The sequence below is a fragment of the Asaia krungthepensis NRIC 0535 genome, from assembly GCF_025995175.1.
In the GTDB taxonomy this organism is placed as follows: domain Bacteria; phylum Pseudomonadota; class Alphaproteobacteria; order Acetobacterales; family Acetobacteraceae; genus Asaia; species Asaia krungthepensis.
The window spans coordinates 143997-165608 of sequence record NZ_BAPV01000005.1; the positions used below are offsets into that span (position 1 = coordinate 143997).

Sequence of the window (21612 nt, forward strand, 5' to 3'; positions counted from 1 at the left end):
CTCTGCCGGGGTCTAGAGCATGGAAACCGGCTCATAATGGGGAATGCCCTTGATGGTGATTCCCAGCACGCCCGGTGCCGAAAACGACCGGGCACCGAGAGGCAGCCGGGCATTGCCCCCTGTCCAGCGCGCAGGGGCCTCCTCGAGCCCGTACCATCCTTCGAGCATCTCGTCGCACAGATGCGCGTCAAGGCGGGTCATCCCATTGCTGTCCCAGATATGGACGTCGCCCACCAGCACACCCAGATCCCGCCTGTCGTCGACAAAGGGCCCCTCTGCAATGGCGGGACGCGACGCCCGTGACCGAAGGCGCACCTCATCGAGATCGGGCGGCAGATGGAAGATCATCATGTCATTGACCCTGCGTGCTGGCCGTATGACCTGCCCGTCGCCTGCCACGAGATGCAGATCCGGATCCTGGTCCGCTGTGCCACGGGTCGAGCGCAGGCTCAGACAGCCCGCACGCGCGGCCAGACGGCGATGCAGGGCTTCGACCACGTTTCGCTCGACACAGAGCGGCGCCGCGCGCTTTGGCGTCTCCTGCAGGATCGCAGCCCTATCCTCCCTGTCTGTCGGGCAGTCCGGAACCGGGCTGACCGGAAGCAGCCCCATGGAATGACCGTCATCGAACAGGGTTTCGGTGGTCAGGTTATTGGACCAGATGATCGCATGCTCTTCGGTGCGGAAGTGATGAATGGTGAAGCGCGTCCTGCTCCGGTCATAGGCAATGCTCTCTCCATTGACGAGCATACGCGCCGGGACCAGCAAACCATCGACGCAGATGCAATGCTCGGGCGTAATAAACAGATCGCGGTCGGGAACGGACGGACCGAAAGCATCTGCACGCAGACGAACCGGATAACCGGCTTCGTCATCGGGTCGGGAGGCATTGACAGCGATCTCTGTCGAACCGACCCAGGTAATACGCCGGGTTTCCCGACGCCCCTCGGTGAGAACGCAGACTAGGTCGCCCTCGCGCAGGGTTTCGACTGGCCGCTCGCCGGATGGCGTGCGGATGAGGGTCCCTGCAAGAAAGCACTTGTCGTAAACGAGTTCGGTGCTGCCATCGCTGTCAGCCTCGAGATGGAAATCACCCGCCTTGTATGACCCGGTAAGGGGGGTAAACCAGCTTGTGCCATCCGTATGGGTGACGGTCAGCGTGCCGCCACTGATCGTGATCTTTCCGCCTGGCTTGTAGGACAATCCCTCGATATCGATGCGTCCCCGCCAGCCGACAGTGACATTGCTCAACACGGCTCCCGGCGTGACGACCAGCGTACCCGCAGGGCCCGTGCTGGTGGAGGCACCGCCAATGGCAAGGGTCAGGATGGTAGCCCCCGACGCCACGACCATCGAGCCCCCCGCAGAGATCGCGGCATTCTGGACTGTGGCACCCCCCTGGACGACCTGGGTACCGCCCGAGAGAATGGTCGCGCCGCTTACCACCCCGGAAGACTGGACCATTTCCGACCCACCGGATGAGATGGTGGCTCCGCTCACGACACCGCCTGAGGAAACGATAGCCGCGCCCGCTGCCATGACGATCTGGTTCAGGATCACACCGCCAGCCAGAGCCACCGCGATGCCGCCAGGTCCGACACTGACCGTGACAGCCGTGCCTCCCTGCCCGACCCGGATCACGCCGCCGGAGGAAACGACCGAACTGGAGGCCAGCCCCCCCTGGACAAGCTGGACACCTGCGCTGAAGATACTTCTGAGCGCCAATGCGCCCGATGAGACGATCTGCGTTCCACCGAAAATACTGCCGCTATCCGTCCCGCCGCTCGCAAGCTGCTCGGTGGAACCGACATCGAAGGTACCGCCCGAAACGACACCCGACCCCGAAAAGCTCTGGCCCTTGACGGTGAAGCCCCCTCCGACGATGGCCTGTCCGCCATTCATCACATGCGGCGCAATGGCCCGCGCGGGGTCGCCCTGATAGCCGGACAGGTTACCGACGGCGAGACCGGCCTGCGAGGTGATGGTTGCACTGACCACCACACCCTGGTTGAGCGCGGCAAAGGACCCGCTCTCATAAGCGGTTCCGCCATAGGTTGTGCCATTCGCGGCGGCGGCGATCACCCCACCCGAGAGGGCTGTCGCAGCCGATATGACGCCTCCCGATGCGAGATCCACCGCGGGATGATCGGTCCCGCCATTGAGCCCATAGACCACATCATTCGACGCCGTCTGGCCCGAACTCACATAGCGGGTCGATCCGCTTGTGATGACGGCGCCCTTGGCTGATCGAGAGATGGACATTCACTTCCCCGGGTAGAGATGCAAATTCAATATTTGCGATTACTCAGTTGTTATTGAGCGTTGCGGCAAGGCCGGGCTCATCAGGATGCAGGGTGATACAGAGTGTGAACGGCTCGTGACAAGCCTTATCTCAGATGCATAGCGATGCATTCTTAGTTTATTTTTTGAATAAAACTAAGGGCTTATAATACCTGTCAGTGTCACAAGACGTCCCTGTTGACATTCTTCATCCCAAAATGAGGGTAGGAAAGTACTGTCATAATGACATGGAAATGTTACGGGAAACCTGTAGTATTGATCACTTCCAATACGAAGACGTGGAGCACTCAGACGGCATTCCGATTGGCACAGATGGAAAGAAGATCAGGCGTCGCGCGCGATACATCCAAGCAGACGATGCCTGATTAAACCGCTGACCGGCCGTATGAGGCGCCAATACAAAGCCATCTTCCACCTCTCGTCGGGGCACGGGCAATAGATAGTCGTGCGTGTGATCAGGCGCGTTTTCCCTACGGCAACAGGCCTTGTCTCGAAGCTGAGGAGAAGACGACAGGAGGTGTCGTCAAAGCTCCAGAAATCGGACGGCATGATCGTGAGCGGATCGAGGCCATAATCAGGACGCCAGAAGCGACCCGCCAACCCGTATCTGACGGCCCTATCCCCCTCACGGCCAAGAGGGATAAAACTTGCCATGCCAAAACGGTGTGCATGCGTGCCCCTGGTCAGACGGCCAGGCAGATCCCGTATGGCGAGCAGGCAGCGGCTCAGCCAGTCATCCTCGATCCGGAAACGTTGCACCGCGTCAAGACAGGCTCCGGGGATAGCATGAATCAGGCGGCTATGGGTTTCACTGAAATGCGCCACAGGCAGGGTCGAAGGGCGTGCCTGTCTGGCGTCTTTCGCCGTGATTATGGTCATGATTCCGCTGTTCCTCGGTCTGTCGTCATGGTCAGGCCTTAGCCTGCAATGTGATTCGGCGCAGGGCAAACTCTCCCTGTAGCATGGAGAAATACGACCGGAGGAGACAGCACCATGGCGCGACTGGATGGGAAGTTCGCCCTTGTAACCGGGGCAGCGCGAGGGATAGGCCTTGCCATCGCCCGTCATTTCCGGAGGGAAGGATGCAAAGTCCTGCTGTCGGACCTCGACCGTGAAACCGGGGAGCGCGAAGCCAATGCGCTCTCCTGTCAGTTCATCCCGCTCGATGTGCGAGAGGAAGCACAATGGCTCGCCCTTGAAGCGGCCCATAACGAGACGGGCACGATTCCGGATATCGTTGTGAATAATGCAGGGATAACGGGGTTTGAGAATGGCATCGTAGCCCATGATCCGGAGCATGCCAGCCTCGAGGATTGGCGCGCGGTGCATCGCACCAATCTGGACGGGACATTTCTTGGCTGCCGCTATGCGCTGCGGCGCATGGGGCTGAGAGGCACAGGATCGATCATCAATATCTCCTCCCGCTCAGGGCTGGTGGGCATCCCCGGGGCAGCGGCCTATGCCTCCTCCAAGGCGGCCATACGCAATCATACCAAATCGGTGGCTCTCTATGCCGCGCAGAAGAACTGGGCCATTCGGTGCAATTCCATTCACCCGGCTGCCATTCTCACCCCGATGTGGGCGGCGATGCTGGGCGACGGTCCCGAACGTGAAATCCGCATGGCAGCCCTGGTGGCGGATACACCGCTCAAACGGTTCGGCACGGTTGATGAGGTGGCGTCGCTCTGCGTGATGCTGGCCTCGGATGAGGCATGCTACGTGACCGGGTCGGAATTCAATATCGATGGGGGACTTCTGGCCGGATCGGCTGCGCAGCCGGGCTGACCCCATTTCCTGTCGTGCCGTCGTTTCCCTCACGTCAATCCCTATCGGCCGACCTCCCTCGACAGGACCACATGATTTCCCCTGAATAACATTCTCACGGTCCCGCGGAATAAAACAAACCGACCTGTATGTTTTACGTTGCAAAAACGATTCGTTTCGCTTCATCATGCATGCGGAGCAGATGCTCCTGATCCTGTGCGGCGGAGTTTCCGACATGACGCTTAGACCGGTTTTTCTTCTGCGCGCCTCCTCGGTGAGCGCCCTGCTTGCATCGACCGTGATCAGTGCCGGCAGCCTTCACGCCGCACCGGCAAAGGCCGGGAAAACGGCGCATCCTGTCCAATCGCAGCCGCATCACAAGGCGCCTCGAATCCAGCAGGACCCGGAGGAGATACGCGTCAGCGCAGAACGTCCCCTGGCTGGCGGATTGATGAAGCGTCAGCATGCCCCGGAGGCCACGAATTCGATCAGTGCTCTCGCCATACAGCAGAGAGGCGCCGCTTCATCCCCCCTGCAGATTGCAGCCTCCCTCCCCGGCGTCAATTTCGGATCATCGGATGCTTATGGTCTGTCGGTGCGCAACAACATCTCGGTGCGCGGTCTCGATTCAACCGAAATGGGCTGGACCATCGAGGGCGCCCCGGGTGTGGATCAGGCCTATTACTGGCCCTATACGGAAACATGGGCAGATAACGAGAATATCTCCGATATCACCCTGATCGCCGGCACGTCGCGCATCAATGACCCTGTCCAGACCGCCTCGGGCGGTGAGATGATCGAGAGCGTACGCGATCCATCACACAAGCGGGGCGGTCTGGTTGATTACAGCTATGGGTCATTCCGTGGACAGCGCATTTTCGGTCGGCTGGAGAGCGGGGATATCGGTCAGACCGGCATTCGGGTGATGGCATCCTATTCACGCACGGCATCCGATAATTTCACGGGTCCGGGGCGCAATACGCGCGACCATGCCGATTTCAAACTGGTGAAGGAATGGGCCGATCGCGCCAAGACCTCCCTGTTCATCTCCTATTCCAACTGGAACAATGCGCGTCTCGCACCCTTCACGCTTGCTGCATGGGAAAAGGCGAACAAGGCTGGCGATAATTTCTCGGCGGGCACCTATGCAGGGACCTATATCCCGGGTCAGACCACGAATTACTGGAAGGCCTATGTCTATACGAGGCGCAATGTCCTCATGTCCTGGCAGAATGAGGTAAGCCTTTCAGACACGTTGCGTCTGCATGTCGTCCCCTATTTTCACTGGTCCCTGGTCGACAGCCCCGGACAGACCACGATCAACAGCAATGCCTTTTACTGGGGCGACCAGAAGGTCAATCCGGGACTGAGCACCACATCGACGCCAGCCATGATTCATTCGAACCAGGCGGAATATGCGACCGGTGTGAATGCCTATGTGCAATACGACCCGACACGTCATAACCATCTGATTGCCGGATACTGGTACGACCACTGGAATATCGAGCAGAGCGGCGGGTTGACGCCTCTGAGCGCCAATGGGGGCTCACCCAATGCAACCGGGCGTTATGTCCTGCGCTCGCCGCTGGGTGCGATCTATGCCGGAACGCATTTCCAGGAAAGTTCGCAAACCAACGAATTCTATGTGTCGGATACGCAGGGCTTTTTCGGTGACCGGGTCAAGGCCACATTCGGCCTGAAAACGATGCTCTATTACCTCTCGGGCACGAATGAGATCCCGGGAGGGCCCTATCACTTTTCTTCCGCCTTCACACAGCCCATGCCACGCTTTGCCCTTTCATGGCAGGTCAATCACGCATTGCAGGTCTATCTGAACGCCACGACCAATACGCGGGCGCCCGTGCCTATCAGCACATTTCCAACCACCTATAGTGTGTCGACTGGCAAGGTCACCCAGGCGGGAAATCCCGGTGCCAAGCCCGAATATGCCATCGGCGAGGAAATCGGATTGCGTTATTACGGCGCGTTCCATTTCGATATGGCGCTGTTCAACATGAACCTCACCAATCACCAGCTCGTTGCTCTGACCTATCTGAACGGGGCCCCGGTCCAGCAGGCGATTTCGGCAGGAGGCGAGACAATCAGGGGGGTTACGGCCGAGATCGCATCGAAGCCTTTCCACGGTTTTTCGCCCTATGCGAATGCCCAGTATCTGCACACCACCATCGACAATAATCTCGCCGTCAATGGCGACCTGCTCCCGACAAAGGGCAAGACGATGGTGGCCAGCCCCAAGTTCATGGCCAATATCGGCGTGAATTACACGCACGGTCCGTTCTTCGCCAACCTCGCCTTCAAATGGGTCGACAGTCAGTATTCGACATTCATGAATGACCAGTCGATGCCTGCCTACAAGACTGTCGATCTGGGACTCGGCTATCACCTGCCTCGTATTTCGGTTTTTACCAAGCCCACGATCCGTCTCAATCTCAGCAATCTGAGCAATGTCTCCTATCTGAGCTCGATCGCGAGCATCCAGACGAATGCGCGCCCTGTGACGGGAATCTACGGCACCAAGATCGCGGCCAGCACACCCTCCTATTATCTGTCGGCCCCGTTCTCGGCCATGGTGACTGTCGGATCGGAATTCTGATGGGGATGTCCAGCCTGCCCGATTGCCTCATACGCGCCCTCTCCGGTTCGCTGGACGAGGGAGAGGAAGAAGCCACAGCCAACGCTGCCGGATCGAACTCCGGTGACCATGAGGTCATGAAGCAGGACCGCCTGAATGAGGGGTTCGCAGCGCTCCAGGGTTTTCTGGCACGACGACCCGGTTTCAGGCTCTTCACCATTCTGAGATATGAACCCCGCAATGCCCTGATACGACGGGCCTGGACCAGTGAAGCCGAGGCTTACCCCGTGGGGGGAACAAAGCCTGTGCCAGATTCCAGCTGGACGCAGACCCTTCTGATCGAGGGTAAACCCTTTCTGTGCTCTACGGCAGAAGACATCCGGGCGACTTTTTTCGATCATGAGGTGATTGCGCGGCTCGGTTGCGCCAGCGCGCTGAATCTGCCGGTCTCGGCGGACGGGGTGGTGATTGGCAGCCTCAATCTTCTGCACGAAGCGCATCATTATGACGGGGTCGATACGACCGAATATCACGCCCTCCTGCAGATTTGCGCGCCGGCTCTGCGACGCGTGCCGGTCCACGGCGATGCTTGATACAATATCCCTCCCTTTGCCGGTCGGGGATACGCGCTCTACTGTTCTGCATCGAGACATGTCTCGACGTGATGAAATGGAGCAGATCATGCAGCCAGGCCTGTCCGAGCGACGTACGCAACGTGAAAAGAGCGACTCAATGCGCGCTCTCTTGCTTGAGACGACCATCGAGCTCCTTTACGAAAAAGGCTATACGCGCCTGACCACACTCGATGTGGCCCGTCATGCCAATGTCTCGCGCGGTGCCCTGACCCATCATTTCGCTCATAAGGAAGACCTCGTCGTCGAGGCCATCTCCTGGCAGTTGCGCAACGTCTCGGACGAGCTCGAGGATTTCGTCACGACACTCGAGGAAGGGCCACTGGATACGGACAGGATCGTCGATCGCCTGTGGTCCATGCTGTCGGACCGGCTTTTCCATATCACCATGGAATATCTCCCCGAAGCGCGCCACAACCTCCCCTTCCGCGAACGCCTGACACCGGTCGTCGCCATTTTCCATGCAGCTCTGGACAGGATCTGGCTGCATCTCTCGGAGCGCAGCAATCTCTCGCCGGAACGCGCCCGGACCATCCTCAACACGACCATGTGCCTCATGCGCGGCATGATCGCCCAGCAGATCCTGCGCGAAGACAAGGATTACTACGCAGACCTGCTGGATTACTGGCGTGAGGGGCTACGCCGCGAAATTGCCCAGGCCCGTACCCTGACCCCCGTGGGTCGGGCCGGTCCCGCATGAGCGCCGTCGGCCATCGCCTCGACACTTTGCCTCTGGGGCGGTTTCACCGCCGGCTCCTTTTTATTGGGGGGAGTGGTTATGCTTTCGACGGGCTCGATTCAGCCATTATTGCCTTTATTCTTCCGGTTCTCCATGAGCTATGGACCCTCTCCCCAGCGGCCATGGGGGGAATCAGCAGCATCACCTATATCGGCTTCTTTCTCGGCGCGTCGCTCTCCGGTCTGATTGGCGACCGTTTCGGCCGACGTCCCATCATGATGTGGGCGCTTGCGCTGTTCTGTGCGGCTTCGGTGCTCTCGGCGTTGATGCCTCAATACAGCGCCTTCATGGCCTGCCGCTTCATTGCCGGGATCGGGCTCGGCGCCGAGTCAGCCATCATCGCGCCCTATCTGGCCGAATTCGTCGCATCGCGTTATCGCGGCGCCTTCACGGCCAGCCTCGCCGGTTTCTTCTCCTTCGGTTTCGTCGCGGCTGCCCTGCTTGGTACCTTCGTCGTTCCAGCCGGTCCGCAAGGGTGGCGCTGGGCCATCGCCCTCACCGGGGCTCCGGTCCTGCTCCTGCTGTGGTGGCGCCGCGCGCTGCCGGAATCGCCACGCTGGCTGGAGAGCACGGGCCGGCACCATGAGGCTGCCGAAATCCTGCGGATCATTGAGGAAGAGAGCCGACCGGCAGGACCGTCCCTCCCCGGAAATTCCGTCTTTCCAGCACCTGCACCGCACACACGCCTCTCCCTGCGTGAGCAGATCGACATGCTGTTCTCCTCCCAGATGAGGCGCCCCCTTGCGGTGAGCTGGTCCACATGGTTCTGCCTCACTTTCAGCTATTATGCGGTCTTCACCTGGATACCGAGCTTCCTGATCGCCCATGGTCTGACCATGGCACATGGGATCGGCTTTTCGATTGCCATCTATGCTGCGCAGATACCTGGCTATTTCTCGGCGGCCGCGCTGATCGAAATTCTCGGCCGGGGCAAGACCATCGCCTTCTATCTGTTCGGCAGCACCCTCTCTGCGGCAGCCCTGATTCTCTCTCACGGCAGCGCACCCATCATCGGCACTGCCATGGCACTCTCTTTCTGCCTCACAGGCGGATATGCCGGGCTGTATGCCTACACGCCCGAACTCTTCCCGACCGCATTACGCGCAACCGGTGTCGGCAGCGCTTCGGCGATCGGGCGCCTCGGGGCCATCATCTCGCCGCTTCTGGTCGGGCTGATGCTGCCACGTGTCGGTTATGCGGGTGTATTCACGCTCATCACCGTCATGCTCCTTGCCGGTGCAGCCATCGTTCTCGCCTTCGGTCCCGCTACTGCCGGGCTCTCGCTCGACAAGATCGACGATGCAGCCGAGAGCCCGACCGCCCATACGCTCCCTGAACAAAAAGATAGGACGCCATGAACGCGCTTCTCCTGCTCAATGCGACGCAACTCGACGCCACCATGGCCTCCCCCCGTCTTGGCAATGTCCTGATCGAGAACGGGGTGATTGCGGATATCGATGCCCCTTCCCGCGCCGCGCCCGGCGTTCGGACCCTCGATCTGCGCGGAAAGATGCTGCTGCCGGGTCTGATCGATTGCCATGTGCATGTCGTCGCCAGCACCATGGACCTGACTGCCAATGCACAATTGCCCGACGCCCTCGCCATGGGCAGGGCCCTCCCCATCATGCGGGGCATGCTGCATCGTGGCTTTACCACGGTGCGCGATGTGGGCGGCGCACCCCATGCCCTGAGTCAGGCCATCGAGGAGGGCCATATCGAAGGGCCGCGCCTGATTACCTGCGGCAAGGCACTCTCCCGCACAGGGGGCCATGCGGATAATCGGCCACGCCATGATACGTATGATGCGAAACGCTGGGCGCGGAATTTCGGCGCACTGGGCCGTGTCGCCGATGGTGCAGAGGAAATACGCCTTGCCTGTCGCGAGACACTCAGGGAAGGCAATGACTTCATCAAGATCATGGCCAATGGCGGTGTGTCCTCACCGACCGATCCCGTCGCCGCCCAGGGATATTCCGTAGTCGAAATCGAGACCGCCGTGCAGGAAGCGCGAGATAACGGCACTTATGTCGCGGCCCATCTCTATATGCCCGACGCCATCGAACGTGCTGTCCGGGCCGGAGTGCACTCGCTCGAGCACTGCAACAACATCGACGCGAAAACGGCGCGTCTGGCTGCTGAGGCGGGCGCTGTGTCGGTTCCGACGCTTGTCACCTATGAAGCGCTCGCCACGGACGGAGCGCGTTTCGGCCTGCCACCCGTCTCGATTGCCAAGATCGCCGATGTGAGAACAAAGGGGCTCGAAAGCCTGTCGATCATGCGCGAGGCAGGGCTGACCATGGCGTTCGGCACGGATCTTCTGGGCGACGCCCATGACCGGCAGAATGAGGAATTTGCCATTCGCGCACGTGTCCTTCCTTCCCGCGAGATCTTCGCGTCTGCCACAACCATCGCCGCACGACTGATCGGCATGGAGGATCGTCTGGGGGTCATCCGTCCGGGTGCTTTTGCCGATCTGATCGCCGTGACCCGCAATCCCATGGAAGATGTGAGTGTTCTGGCTCACGCCGCAGACATGGCGCTGGTCATGAAATCAGGTGCCATTGTCAGAAGCACGCTCTGACGCGGGCAAACAGGCTGCGACAGGACGCGGGGCCTCAAAAGCTCCAGATCATGTCGCAGGAAAACCAGATCATCGTCGGGTCACCCTTACGGACGATAGGGTCCGAGGCCGGAGCGTCGCGATTGAAGGGGCGGGTGCCATTCAGGCTCCTGTCGAACCGTATCTCGGGACGCAACACCACCCGCCCGAGCAGCCTGTGGCGATCGAGTAAATTCGGTTCATAGCGCAGCCCCAGGGTCAGGTCTCCATAGGTCGTGGGTGGCGCGGCGTAGAAGGGATAAGGCTGATTGCGCAATTGCTTGCCGAATGACGTCGTGCCCGGATAGGCCGCGATAAGCACCCCGGTATTATCGCGAAAAACCTCCGCCCGGAGAGTGAGTCGCAGGGCTGGCGTCATGTCCCAGGCCAGATAGGCCGTGCTGCCCCATGCATCGTCATCGGGCACCTCATCATGCAGCCAGGTGCTGCCGAAGGTGACGGACAGGGTCTTGCTCGGGTGATAGGCGAGCAGAAGATCCGCATTGATCTGCATCCTGTGCGCAGCTGCATCGCCGATACCCGCGCTGACCCAGCCCTCAGGTGAAAGACGCGGATCGCCGTCATGCCCCTGAGGACCGGCGCGTCCAATCAGATGCCCATTGAGACGATTCCCCGCAAGATGGGCGAAAGAAACGCCCAGATAGCCTTTGGGCCGGTTGTTGTTTCCGCTTTGTCCAAAAGTGGTCGAGTTCCCTGCATCCACGCCCAAGACACCATCGACATGCGCCCCCATATGGGCCGTTGCGATCACGCCCACGGTCTGGAACGGGACGATGAAATCCGAGCTGTAATTGAAGCTGTAGAAGGGGCGGGAAAGAGCCGCCGTTCCCTCTGTACCCATCAAGCCGTAGGAGTGGCCGATCTGGAAATCGATCCCGCGGTCGAACAGCCAGGGCGTGTGCAGATCGATATGCGCCTGTGTCGGGGCCCATTGATACATTCCACTCAGCGCCCGATCGCCCATGCCGATCGTGACATCGAACCGGGAATCGGACCCGTACATGGCCTCCGCCACAAAACCCAGACGATACCCGGCGCCGATATCGGTCATGGCGTGAGACACGGTGCCCAGGATCTGATTGAGAGTGAGCGTATTCGCCCGGTCGAGATAGAACTGGCCAAAATTGCGGGCGGAACGCGTCCAGGGATTACCCGCTATGCCACCTTCCAGAGTCATATGCGTCTCAACGCCGTCCCAGTAGTCGGCATGGCGCGGCAGTGAGGGGCGCCGCAACGGTGGCGGCACAGGACTGCGGTGTCTGTACCCTTGCGGTGACGCACGATCTCTGCCGCCGACGACGATCGGCGGTGCATCGGGAGTGCCTTGGTGAGCAGCCGCCCATGCGCTGGAAGGCAGATGGCCTTTCGTGGACGAAGGGTGTGCGAGCGTGCCAGCAAGCAGAGGAACAGGCTCCATTGCGTGCGCCGCCGGGACACACAATACGAGCGGCACAAGGCACATGGCCCAAGCGAAGGCGCGCGCGGCAGAGGCGTGGCGTTGCATGTCCCGTGCGCTTCGGATGCTCCGGTACACCCTTTTCCTTCCTCTCCGATACACCCCGAGATCGAGCGCGACACCCTGGACCGGTTCGGCACTCACGATCACGTGATATAGTATTGCCGAACGGAGGAATTCAGTCGGAAAAGCCCCGTGTGACGGGTGGGCGCAGGAAGGAAAACCGACTAGACAGGCCGGGCCAGCCAACCAGCCAAGACTGGATCTCAGATGCGCTTCATCGAGACCTTCGACCTCCATTCCTTCACGGATTCGAGCATCAGCCTGTTGAGTGCCTTCGTGTTCGGCACGCTGATCGGCGCAGAGCGACAATATCGGCAACGGACCGCGGGCGTACGCACCAATGCGCTGGTAGCACTGGGTGGAGCAGCCTTTGTCGATCTGGCTCAGCGCATAGCGGGCGATGTCGAGTCCCTGCGCGTGATCGCCTATGTCGTTTCGGGAATCGGGTTTCTGGGGGCCGGTGCCATCATCAAGGAGGGTGCGACCGTACGCGGCATGAATACGGCCGCAACGCTCTGGTGCTCCGCCGCTGTGGGCGCTTGCGTCGGTAGCGACATGCTGGCCGAGGGCTTTCTGCTCACTTTCTTCATCATTGCGGGGAATACGCTGCTGCGCCCCATCGTGCGCGCAATCGACCGGATCCCGCTCCAGGCAAAAGCAATGGAAACCGGGTATGGGCTGCGCGTCCTGACCTGCCGTCTGAGCGTGCAGGACATGACCGCACTCCTGAAAACGCAGCTTGAGGAGGCGGATTATACCATCGGCAAATTGTCGCTCAGCGATGAGGATGACGACCAGATCGCCATCACAATCGCCCTCATGGTGTCGTCCAATGGTGCTGGGGCGCTCGAGACCCTTGTGAGTACCCTCATGACAGACAGCCGTGTCAGCGCTGCCTCATGGTCGCTCAATACCGATAACTGAGTGCCCGCATTCCGCTTACCAGCAAAAAAGCGTGCCCTGTGCCCGGCTTCTTTGACTGGGTCCAGAAGCCGGACGCCACAGCGACGTCTCAGGGCTGATAGGGTGGCAGGCTGACCTTCACCACCAGCCAGGGGCGCTGCTCCTTGTCCATCCCGCCATTCAGGGCGGGCTGACGCGACCACTGCCCGATCGTGGCATAGAGCGTGTTGTCGCTATAGGCCAGACCATCCGGAGCGATCAGACGGGGGTCATGCGCCACTACGGAAATCGCACCATCGGGCGCGCGCTGCAGAATACCGTGGCGCTCGATATCCGTCAGAAACAGGCGTCCATCCGGTGCGGTGGCCATGCCATCGCCCATTCCTGCCTCGCCCTCATCCTTGACGCTGAATTCGATCTCCGTCTCGGTCGCCTTGGGGTCGGCCAGAACCGCGGTTGGTGCGGAATAGAGTTCGCGGCTTGTCAAGGGCTGCCAGAACAGGGTCTGCTGGTCGGCACTCAGGCCGATCCCGTTCGCTCCGGCCTGGGCCATGGTCGGCTTGTCCGGGCTGTAACGCGAGGCCTTTCCATCGAGCACCGCAAGAAAACCATGGCGCGGCATCACCGGCTCGGTATCGGCCAGCAGGCGCCTTTGCGTGTTCGTGGCGATATCCACCACGATCAGAGCCGGATGCACCGTCAGGGAGGAATCCGTGATGAAGGCGGTACCACGGTCGCCATGGGTCAGGTCGATACGCAGATCATTGGGATGACTGTCGGAACGAAGCGCGGGCGCGCTGAGCTGGATTTCCTCGACGATACGCGCGGCGGCGGGGTCGATATGAAAGAGACGTGCCGCACCGGGAACGGTGCCCTTGCCCGCCAGAATACCCTCATCGAGCACCCAGAGCTGACCGCTGGCATCGACTGTCATGCCCAGTGGCGAAACGAAACGCCCCTGGCTTTCCGCATCCGGGAAAGGCGTCAGCTTGCCATGACTGTACAGCGCCAGTCTGGGCCCGTCATGGTCATGCAGGCTGCGAGGAAACCCGAGCACCATGCGATGATCGGACAGGATGGCAATGCCCGAAGGCTGGGCGTCCTGAAACCGCCCAACGATCTCGACATTGCCGCTGGGCTTGTACCCGGCATCGATACTGTCCTCTCCCTGCTCGGGGGGGAGGCTCCCGTCATCAGCCCGGGAGGATGGCGCAATGAGCGCGCTGCCCGCGACCGACAACAAGAGGGTATACAGGGCCAGACGCTTTTTCATGGTCTCTCTTCCCGTCCGTCATGAAAGCGATCATGCCCCTCGCGTCAAATGCCGGAGACGTCAAACCACAGCCGCGTGAGGCGAACCCCCACGAGCCATGACCGACGCTCACCCCTTGAGCAGGGACATGATCTCGGCACGTAACGCAGCATCACGCTGCCAGGTGCCACGCACAACGGTCGTGACCGTGCGGCTGCCCACATTGCGGATACCGCGCATGGCCATGCACATATGCTCGGCCTCGACCAGCACCATGACGGCCTTGGGCTCGAGCACCTCAATGATCGAGGCGGCGATCTGATCGGTCAGGCGCTCCTGAAGCTGGGGGCGGCGCGCCAGAACGTTCACCGTGCGCGCGATCTTGCTGAGCCCCGTGAGCCTGCCACCCTCGGGCAGATAAGCCACATGCGCCTTGCCGAAAAACGGCAGGAGATGATGCTCGCACATGGAGTGGAAACCGATATCGCGAACGATCACCGCCCCCTCATGTTGGTCGGCGAGGAATTGCTTGTGCAGATGCGTACGCGGGTCCTCATGCAGCCCGCCCAGCACGTCCAGATACATGCGCGCCACCCGCCCCGGTGTCTCGAACAGCCCCTCGCGATCGGGATCTTCACCCAGAGCCTGCAGGATTTCACGCACCGCTCCTGCGATGCGGGCTTCCGCATCTTCGGGCTTCGCAATCGGTGCGATGGGGCGTTCTCCCCCCTGCCCCTTGTGGCGAGCGGCATCCAGCGCCACGAGATCGGCAGTCGGCTTGGTCATTTCAGGTCCTCGGCAATGCAAGACAGGCGTTCCGCGCAGGGGACAACGTCATCGGCCTCGCGGGGGAGCCTGATCAACATGTCCGATACGGAAAGTCCACTGATTTTCTGTTCGGGAGCGATTTCTGCAAGGGGGACCAGCACGAAAGCCCGCTCGGCAATGCCACGATGCGGCAAAGTGAGCACGGGCCCATTCACGATCCTGTCCCCGAGATAGAGCAGATCGACGTCCATTGCGCGCTGCCCCCAGCGCAGCCCCGGCACACGCCCGAGGCGGCTCTCGATCTCCTTGCACACACGCAAGAGGGCCAGAGGCTCGAGGGCGCTGCGCCCCATAACACAGAGATTATAGAAATCGGGCTGTTCAACCCCACCTAAGGGCGCGGTACGATACAGTCCCGACACGGCCTCGATCTGCACTCCCGGCGTGACACCCAGCCAGGTGACCGCCATGGACAACGCGCTTTCGCGATCGCCCATATTGCACCCCAGCGAGAAGCCGACCGGCAGGAAACGCTCTCGCGTCGTCTCGACACTGACCATGCCAAACGGATGCGGAATAGGGGCTGAGGGCTTGTTCACACGCACCGTCAGGCGCGTGAGCGTCGGGAACGCGGCCAGAAGATCTTCCGCAATCCTGTCCGCCAGGGTCTCGATAAGCTGAACAGGTTCACCCGCGACCAGCGCCACAACACGATCGCAAAGTGCGGCGTAGCAAACCGCTGCCCGATAATCATCGTTCTGCGTGGCGGCCAATGTCTCGACTGTCGCCACCAGATCGATCAGGAAATTCTGCCCAAGCCGGGTTTCTTCCGGCAGGACACCATGGCGACCGAACACGCTGAGCCGGTCGATGCGAATGGTCGAATGGGTCATCGTGAACGCGGCGCTCCCGAGGCGGGCGAAAAAAAGGGGCTCATCAGCTGCATGTGTCCCGTGGTGGTGAGTTGAGCAGGCTCGCTATCCTCACCGCATCCACATGGGGGGCCACATCATGAACGCGCAGGATTGCCGCGCCTTGCTGCATGCCGCAGAGATTGGCCGCCATCGTGCCAGCCAGTCGCGCGTCCACTCCGCGCCCGAGCAAACGGCCGAACAGGGATTTGCGTGACAAACCCAGCAGGACCGGCAGGCCATAGGTTTCACGCAGCCTGCCGATCTGACGGATGCTCTCCAGATTTTGTGGGTCGGTCTTGCCAAACCCTATGCCAGGGTCAAGGACGATACGCTCACGCCGAATTCCTGCGCGCTCGGCCTGCCCAAGCAGGACATCGAAATACCGTTGCAACGTGTCGCCCATTTCGAGCGCGGGATCGATTTCCTCTCGATTATGCATGAGAACGGCTGTGGCACCCGTCTCTGCCATCACCCGGGCCATTGCCGGATTGCGCTGCATTCCCCAGACATCGTTGATCATGACCGCGCCAGCGCGTACGGCTTCCTTCGCGACGCTTGCCTTGTATGTGTCGATCGACAGAAACGCGGCTTCATCGGCAAGAGCCTTCAGGACCGGGCGTGTCCGCGCGATTTCCTCGGAAGCAGGAACAAAATCGGCACCGGGGCGGGTGGATTCACCTCCGATATCCAGAAGGGTCGCACCTTCAGTGGTCAGACGCCGCGCATGGGCCGTTCCAGATGTCTCGTCGTCATGATGGCCGCCATCGGAAAAGGAGTCCGGAGTGACGTTCACAATCCCCATGATCAGGGGAGAGTGCGTCTCGTGGGCATGCCAGACCGCAGCGACAAGGGCATCGCGTTTCTGTTGCCATTTGGTCAGCTGACCAGCGGAACCGACCGCGCTCATCTCATCCATTCATGCAGGACTGAATTAAAGACCCGCTCTTAAAGTATGGGAGCAGACAGGTCCAGAAAAACGAACCCTCCTCCGGCGCGGGTGTTTGATCCTGTGAAGGGTCGACAGACCGACAAGGAGATGCGCCATGGCCAATGACCAGTTCGAGACCCCGATCTTCGACGGGGAAGATAACAAGCATCACAGCGCACGCGCTCTGGCCGAAGCCGCTTTCCGGGCAGAAGATGAGGGCGAGCACGAAAAGGCCGAGAGTCTTTTCCGTCAGGCCGAAGCGGCCGACCCTTCCGCGCTGGAGAGTGTCCTGCTGGAACGCCGCAGCGAGCATCCCGGATTTTCACCCCAGCCTGCTGCCAGCGACGAGGAAGTCGCCGCCATCAGCCGCACCATGGAGCCGGAACGTCACAGCCCGCCCCCGGAAGCGCTCGACGAAAACTACTGAACCGCGCGACACAGGGACGAGGGCAGTCCGATCCCTATATGAGGCCCAGACTGTTCCCCCAAAGGCGCTTGCCCTTTGGGGGTAAGTAGTGAAGCCGCAGGTCAGAGTTTGCGCCCGCCCCCGGGACATAGACAGAAGCTGCCCCCCAGTTCGAGGGAGGCGCTACTCTGCTCGTTCAAGTGATGGCGTGGATCCAGCCGTGCGCATCATTGGTCTTGCCCGCCTGGATTTCGGTCAGGGCTTTCTTGAGACCCATTGAGACTTCGCCAGCAGTCTTGCCATCGCCGAATAGGGCTTCGCCACCCGTACGGCGCAGGGAGCCGATGGGGCTGATGACTGCCGCCGTGCCACAGGCGAAGGCTTCCTTGTAGCGGCCCGATGCAGCCCCAGCGAAGATCTCATCAATTTCCAGTGGTGTCTGCTCGACCTTGAGCCCACGATCCCTGGCGAGCTGCAGGATAGCGTCACGCGTGATACCGGGCAGAATGGTGCCGGTCAGAGGCGGGGTGACAAGCGTGTTATCATCGCGCAGGAACATGACGTTCATGCCCCCCATTTCCTCAATGAAACGTTGCTCGCGGCTATCGAGAAACAGGACCTGATCGCAGCCATGGGTCTTTGAGTCGCGCTGGGCCACGAGGCTTGCCGCGTAGTTACCGCCGCATTTGGCCGCGCCCGTCCCGCCGGGAGCCGCGCGCGTATAGTCCTCGGACACCCAGACGGACACGCAGCCGGAGCCGAAATAGGCCCCGACCGGGCAGGCGATGACGATGAACAGATATTCCGACGCGGGCTTCACGCCCAGGAACACTTCGGTCGCGATCATGAAGGGACGAAGATACAGGCTTTTGCCTTCACCCGCAGGCACCCAGTCCTGATCGATCTTCACCAACTCGTCGACGGCCTGCATGAAGATTTCCTGAGGCAGATCGGCCATCGCCATACGCTCGGCCGAGGCGCGAAAACGTTTCGCGTTCTCCTCGGGACGGAAAGTCGCGATGCCGCCGCCTTCGGTACGATAGGCCTTCATACCTTCGAAGATTTCCTGCGCATAATGCAGAACCGATGCGGCCGGATCGAGTGTCAGGGGCTTGCGCGCGGTGATCTTCGCGTCATGCCAGCCTTTGCCCTCGCTGTATTTGACGATGGCCATATGGTCGGTGAAGATTCGTCCGAAAGCAGGGTTGGCAATGAGGTCCGCACGATGATCAGCCGGGGTCGGCGTGCTCGTGGGCTCAATGGTGAAATGCAGGGCGGCGCTTTCGGAAACCATGATCTGATCCATCTTCCTGTCCAGTAGGCGGGCAGTCTATCCCGTTCGGACCATCTTGACACCCTTTGAAAGGGAGAGAGAAGAACGTGCCCCCCGACTGACCTCTTCGTGATGGCGCAAAGGCGGCCCGTGCAGACCTGGCGCCGCCGGACTGCGGTGCTGAAACGAACCGGCAATCGGGCCTGACAAAGAGAAGCTGAAAGGGCTGTCATGAGTGCATCGACCCCGGTCCATAGTCTTACGCCGCTGGGCGTCATGGCACGCAAGGGCGGCACGCCTCTGGTCTGCCTGACCGCCTATACGACCCCCATTGCCCGTCTGGCCGATCGTGACTGCGATATCGTGCTGGTGGGCGACAGCGTGGGCATGGTGCTGCACGGTCTGCCTACAACGTTGGGGGTCACGCTGGACATGATGATCCTGCATGGCAAGGCGGTCATGCGCGGTCTCGAGCGGGCGCTTTGCGTGGTGGACCTGCCTTTTGGCAGCTATGAAGAGAGCCCGGCCCAAGCCTTTCGCAACGCCTCGCGCCTTCTCGCCGAAACCGGCGCGGCGGCGGTCAAGCTGGAGGGCGGTGTCCATATGAAGGAAACCATCGCCTTTCTCGTGGCGCGCGGCATTCCGGTCATGGGCCATGTCGGGCTGACGCCGCAAGCGGTCAATATGCTTGGAGGCTACAAGGTACAGGGGCGAGACAGCGATGCCGCGCGTGTGCTGGACGACGCTCGTGCCGTGCAGGAGGCGGGTGGCTTTGCCGTGGTGCTCGAAAAACTGCCCCGAAGCCTCGGGGACAGCATCACCCGGGCATTGACCATTCCGACAATCGGCATTGGCGCGGGGCCGGAATGTGACGGCCAGATCCTGGTGATCGACGACATGCTGGGGCTCTTTGCCGCGTTCAAGCCGAAATTCGTCAGACGCTATGCCAATCTGGCCGATCAGGCTGGCGAGGCGATAGGTGCCTATGCTCAGGATGTACGCAGCCGCGCCTTTCCGGGGGCAGAGCACAGCTTTGGGGACCGGTCATGATCCTCAGGGACAGTGCGGCGCTTCGAAGCCGTGTGACAGAATGGAAAAAGACGGGCGCCTCGATCGGGCTGGTGCCCACGATGGGTGCGCTGCATGAGGGGCATCTCAGCCTCGTCAGGGCGGCGCAGGCAGAATGCGCCCGGGTGATCGTCTCGATCTTCGTGAACCCGACCCAGTTCAATAACGCGCATGATCTGGCGAATTACCCGCGCAGCGAGGCAGCGGATGTCGCCTTGCTGGCCGGGGTGGATGGCATCTTCATCCCAACGGTCGAGGCAATGTACCCCGAGGGTTACAGCACCAGCGTCCAGGTCAGCGGTCTGACGGACCGGCTGGAAGGTGCCCATCGTCCCGGTCATTTCAGCGGCATGGCAACGGTGGTGACCAAGCTGTTTGGCATGAGCGGGGCAGATCGTGCCTATTTCGGAGAGAAGGACTGGCAGCAACTGCAGATCATCCGGCGCTTCACGCAGGATCTGAACCTGCCGGTCAGCATCACGTCTTGCCCGACCCTGCGTGAGGCAGATGGCCTGGCGCTTTCGTCGCGCAACCGCCGCCTGCCGGAAGCGGCGCGCCTCCGCGCCCCACGGCTTCACGCCATCATGCAGGAGACGGCATGGGCGATCCGTGCGGGGCGCCCCATCGCTGCGGCACTCACTGCGGGCGAGGCAGACCTTGAAGCCGTCGGGTTCGGCCCCATCGATTATCTGGCCTGTTGCGACGCTCAGACCCTGATGCCTGCACGGGAGATGACGCCGGGGCAGACGCTTCGGCTGCTCGCCGCAGCTGCTCTCGATTCTGTGCGCCTGATTGACAACATCGTTATTTAGCGCCCGCCCGGGACCATGCGACATTACCCGCATAGTGAGGCCTGATTATTTTATCGGGCCTCCGGCGCGGCCCTGACAGGACGCGCTGAAGCACAAGAAGGTATGTAAGCATGTCGCTTCCACTTCAGGACAAAATCGCTGCCGTTACCGGTGGCGCCTCGGGCATCGGCCTGGAATGCGTCCGCCACCTCATCAAGGCTGGCGCCATCGTCTATGTTCTCGACCGCGACAAGGCGGCCATGGACAAGGCACGCGAAGAACTCGGCGACAAGCTGCATGGCGTGGAAGTCGATCTTTTCCGTCATGCCAGCATCCAGCAGGCCGTTGACACCGTGCTCGCCGAGCAGGGCCGTCTCGACATCATGTTCGCCAATGCGGGCTCCTATGTCGGTGGCAATGCCTGGGAAGGCGACCCGGATGTGTGGGATCGCATGCTGAACCTCAACATCAATGCGGCTTTCCATTCGGCGCGCGTCGCCATGGCGCCCATGATCAAGCAGGGGAGCGGCGACATCATCATCACCAGCTCCGTGGCGGGCGTGGTGCCGATCGTAGCCGAGCCGATCTATACGGGGTCGAAATACGCCGTTCAGGCCTTTACCCATACCTGCCGCCGCCAGCTGGCGCCGCATGGTGTGCGCGTGGGCGCCATCCAGCCCGGCCCGGTCGTGACGCCGCTGATCAATGACTGGGACCCCGAGCGCCGCAAGGCCGCCCTCGAAGGTGGCGGCATGATGCAGCCTTCCGACGTGGCCGAGGCGCTGATCTTCATGCTGACCCGTCGCAAGGGCACGGTGGTGCGCGATCTGGTGCTTCTGCCCAACGGCTTCGACGTCTGAGCACGAGACTGCCACAACGCACCTCGAAACGCTCAAAGGCGTGACAGTTGCGCTATTGACGCAATGGAAAACCTCGCCTGAACAGGCGGGGTTTTTTTTTTGCAGTGATCACGCCAGGGCCTCTCGAGACCTGTCGCTCTAAGCAAGAGATCGACCTGGCAGACCCCCTCTCAGGCCGCGGACTGACCAGCGCCTGACTTCGGCCCATCTGACCAAGACCTCCAAGCTCCAAGCTCCAAGCTCCAAGCTCCAAGCTCCAAGCTCCAAGCTCCAAGCTCCAA

19 protein-coding genes are annotated in these 21612 nt (G+C 61.1%); 11 read left to right on the forward strand and 8 right to left on the reverse strand.

Annotation, left to right across the window (positions count from 1 at the left end):
- Nucleotides 1–12: 12 nt before the first annotated feature.
- Together AA0535_RS05200 and AA0535_RS05205 are read right to left on the reverse strand one after the other, a co-directional pair.
- Nucleotides 13–2262: a Hint domain-containing protein gene (locus AA0535_RS05200; RefSeq protein ID WP_264814850.1), complete on the reverse strand. Its 2250-nt coding sequence runs from the start codon at nt 2260–2262 to the stop codon at nt 13–15.
- Between the two features lie 363 nt (nt 2263–2625).
- Complete coding sequence (locus tag AA0535_RS05205) at nt 2626–3180, reverse strand: hypothetical protein (protein WP_264814851.1); 555 nt, start codon at nt 3178–3180, stop codon at nt 2626–2628.
- A 114-nt stretch (nt 3181–3294) separates the two neighbouring features.
- On the opposite strand from AA0535_RS05205, the gene AA0535_RS05210 reads away from it, so the two are divergent.
- The 6 genes from AA0535_RS05210 to AA0535_RS05235 all read left to right on the forward strand — a co-directional run bounded on the left by AA0535_RS05210 (nt 3295) and on the right by AA0535_RS05235 (nt 10610).
- Nucleotides 3295–4086, forward strand: coding sequence for an SDR family NAD(P)-dependent oxidoreductase (locus tag AA0535_RS05210; protein ID WP_264814852.1), 792 nt, complete (start codon nt 3295–3297; stop codon nt 4084–4086).
- Between the two features lie 214 nt (nt 4087–4300).
- Entirely contained in the window at nt 4301–6679 is a 2379-nt protein-coding gene (locus AA0535_RS05215) for a TonB-dependent receptor (RefSeq protein ID WP_264814853.1), read from the forward strand.
- A 5-nt stretch (nt 6680–6684) separates the two neighbouring features.
- On the forward strand, nt 6685–7251 hold the full coding sequence (locus tag AA0535_RS05220) for a GAF domain-containing protein (RefSeq protein ID WP_264814854.1): 567 nt from the start codon (nt 6685–6687) through the stop codon (nt 7249–7251).
- Nucleotides 7252–7390: 139 nt separating this feature from the next.
- Nucleotides 7391–7990, forward strand: coding sequence for a TetR/AcrR family transcriptional regulator (locus AA0535_RS05225; RefSeq protein WP_264814855.1), 600 nt, complete (start codon nt 7391–7393; stop codon nt 7988–7990).
- A complete protein-coding gene (locus tag AA0535_RS05230; protein ID WP_264814856.1) occupies nt 7987–9387 on the forward strand; it encodes an MFS transporter in 1401 nt (466 codons plus the stop codon). The genes AA0535_RS05225 and AA0535_RS05230 overlap by 4 nt, the downstream gene beginning before the upstream one ends.
- Nucleotides 9384–10610 carry a metal-dependent hydrolase family protein gene (locus AA0535_RS05235; RefSeq protein ID WP_264814857.1) on the forward strand — a complete coding sequence of 409 codons (1227 nt, stop codon included), beginning with the start codon at nt 9384–9386 and terminating at the stop codon, nt 10608–10610. Before AA0535_RS05230 ends, AA0535_RS05235 begins: the two co-directional genes overlap by 4 nt.
- Before the next feature lie 34 nt (nt 10611–10644).
- On the opposite strand, the gene AA0535_RS05240 is transcribed toward AA0535_RS05235, so the two are convergent.
- Entirely contained in the window at nt 10645–11826 is a 1182-nt protein-coding gene (locus AA0535_RS05240; protein ID WP_264814858.1) for a porin, read from the reverse strand.
- 549 nt (nt 11827–12375) lie between these two features.
- Here AA0535_RS05240 and AA0535_RS05245 point away from each other — a divergent pair.
- Nucleotides 12376–13092, forward strand: a complete 717-nt coding sequence (locus AA0535_RS05245; RefSeq protein WP_264814859.1) for an MgtC/SapB family protein — start codon at nt 12376–12378, stop codon at nt 13090–13092.
- An 88-nt stretch (nt 13093–13180) separates the two neighbouring features.
- On the opposite strand, the gene AA0535_RS05250 is transcribed toward AA0535_RS05245, so the two are convergent.
- The 4 genes from AA0535_RS05250 to folP form a co-directional block, all read right to left on the reverse strand.
- Nucleotides 13181–14344: an SMP-30/gluconolactonase/LRE family protein gene (locus AA0535_RS05250; protein WP_264814860.1), complete on the reverse strand. Its 1164-nt coding sequence runs from the start codon at nt 14342–14344 to the stop codon at nt 13181–13183.
- Nucleotides 14345–14452: 108 nt separating this feature from the next.
- On the reverse strand, nt 14453–15109 hold the full coding sequence (folE, locus tag AA0535_RS05255) for a GTP cyclohydrolase I FolE (RefSeq protein ID WP_127103664.1): 657 nt from the start codon (nt 15107–15109) through the stop codon (nt 14453–14455).
- Nucleotides 15106–15984 carry a 2-amino-4-hydroxy-6-hydroxymethyldihydropteridine diphosphokinase gene (folK, locus tag AA0535_RS05260; RefSeq protein WP_264814861.1) on the reverse strand — a complete coding sequence of 293 codons (879 nt, stop codon included), beginning with the start codon at nt 15982–15984 and terminating at the stop codon, nt 15106–15108. The genes folE and folK overlap by 4 nt, the downstream gene beginning before the upstream one ends.
- 43 nt (nt 15985–16027) lie before the next feature.
- Nucleotides 16028–16912, reverse strand: coding sequence for a dihydropteroate synthase (gene folP / locus AA0535_RS05265; RefSeq protein WP_264814862.1), 885 nt, complete (start codon nt 16910–16912; stop codon nt 16028–16030).
- Nucleotides 16913–17048: 136 nt separating this feature from the next.
- On the opposite strand from folP, the gene AA0535_RS05270 reads away from it, so the two are divergent.
- A complete protein-coding gene (locus tag AA0535_RS05270) occupies nt 17049–17360 on the forward strand; it encodes a hypothetical protein (RefSeq protein WP_264814863.1) in 312 nt (103 codons plus the stop codon).
- 175 nt (nt 17361–17535) lie between these two features.
- Here AA0535_RS05270 and AA0535_RS05275 read toward each other — a convergent pair whose 3' ends face one another.
- Nucleotides 17536–18645: a branched-chain amino acid aminotransferase gene (locus tag AA0535_RS05275; protein ID WP_264814864.1), complete on the reverse strand. Its 1110-nt coding sequence runs from the start codon at nt 18643–18645 to the stop codon at nt 17536–17538.
- 198 nt (nt 18646–18843) lie between these two features.
- Between AA0535_RS05275 and panB the strand changes: the two genes are divergently transcribed.
- The 3 genes from panB to AA0535_RS05290 all read left to right on the forward strand — a co-directional run bounded on the left by panB (nt 18844) and on the right by AA0535_RS05290 (nt 21331).
- Nucleotides 18844–19662 (forward strand): 3-methyl-2-oxobutanoate hydroxymethyltransferase, encoded by an 819-nt coding sequence (gene panB, locus AA0535_RS05280; RefSeq protein ID WP_373319279.1) that lies wholly within the window; start codon nt 18844–18846, stop codon nt 19660–19662.
- Nucleotides 19659–20492: a pantoate--beta-alanine ligase gene (gene panC, locus AA0535_RS05285; RefSeq protein ID WP_264814865.1), complete on the forward strand. Its 834-nt coding sequence runs from the start codon at nt 19659–19661 to the stop codon at nt 20490–20492. Before panB ends, panC begins: the two co-directional genes overlap by 4 nt.
- Nucleotides 20493–20602: 110 nt before the next feature.
- Entirely contained in the window at nt 20603–21331 is a 729-nt protein-coding gene (locus AA0535_RS05290) for an SDR family oxidoreductase (RefSeq protein ID WP_127103670.1), read from the forward strand.
- Nucleotides 21332–21612 lie beyond the last annotated feature (281 nt).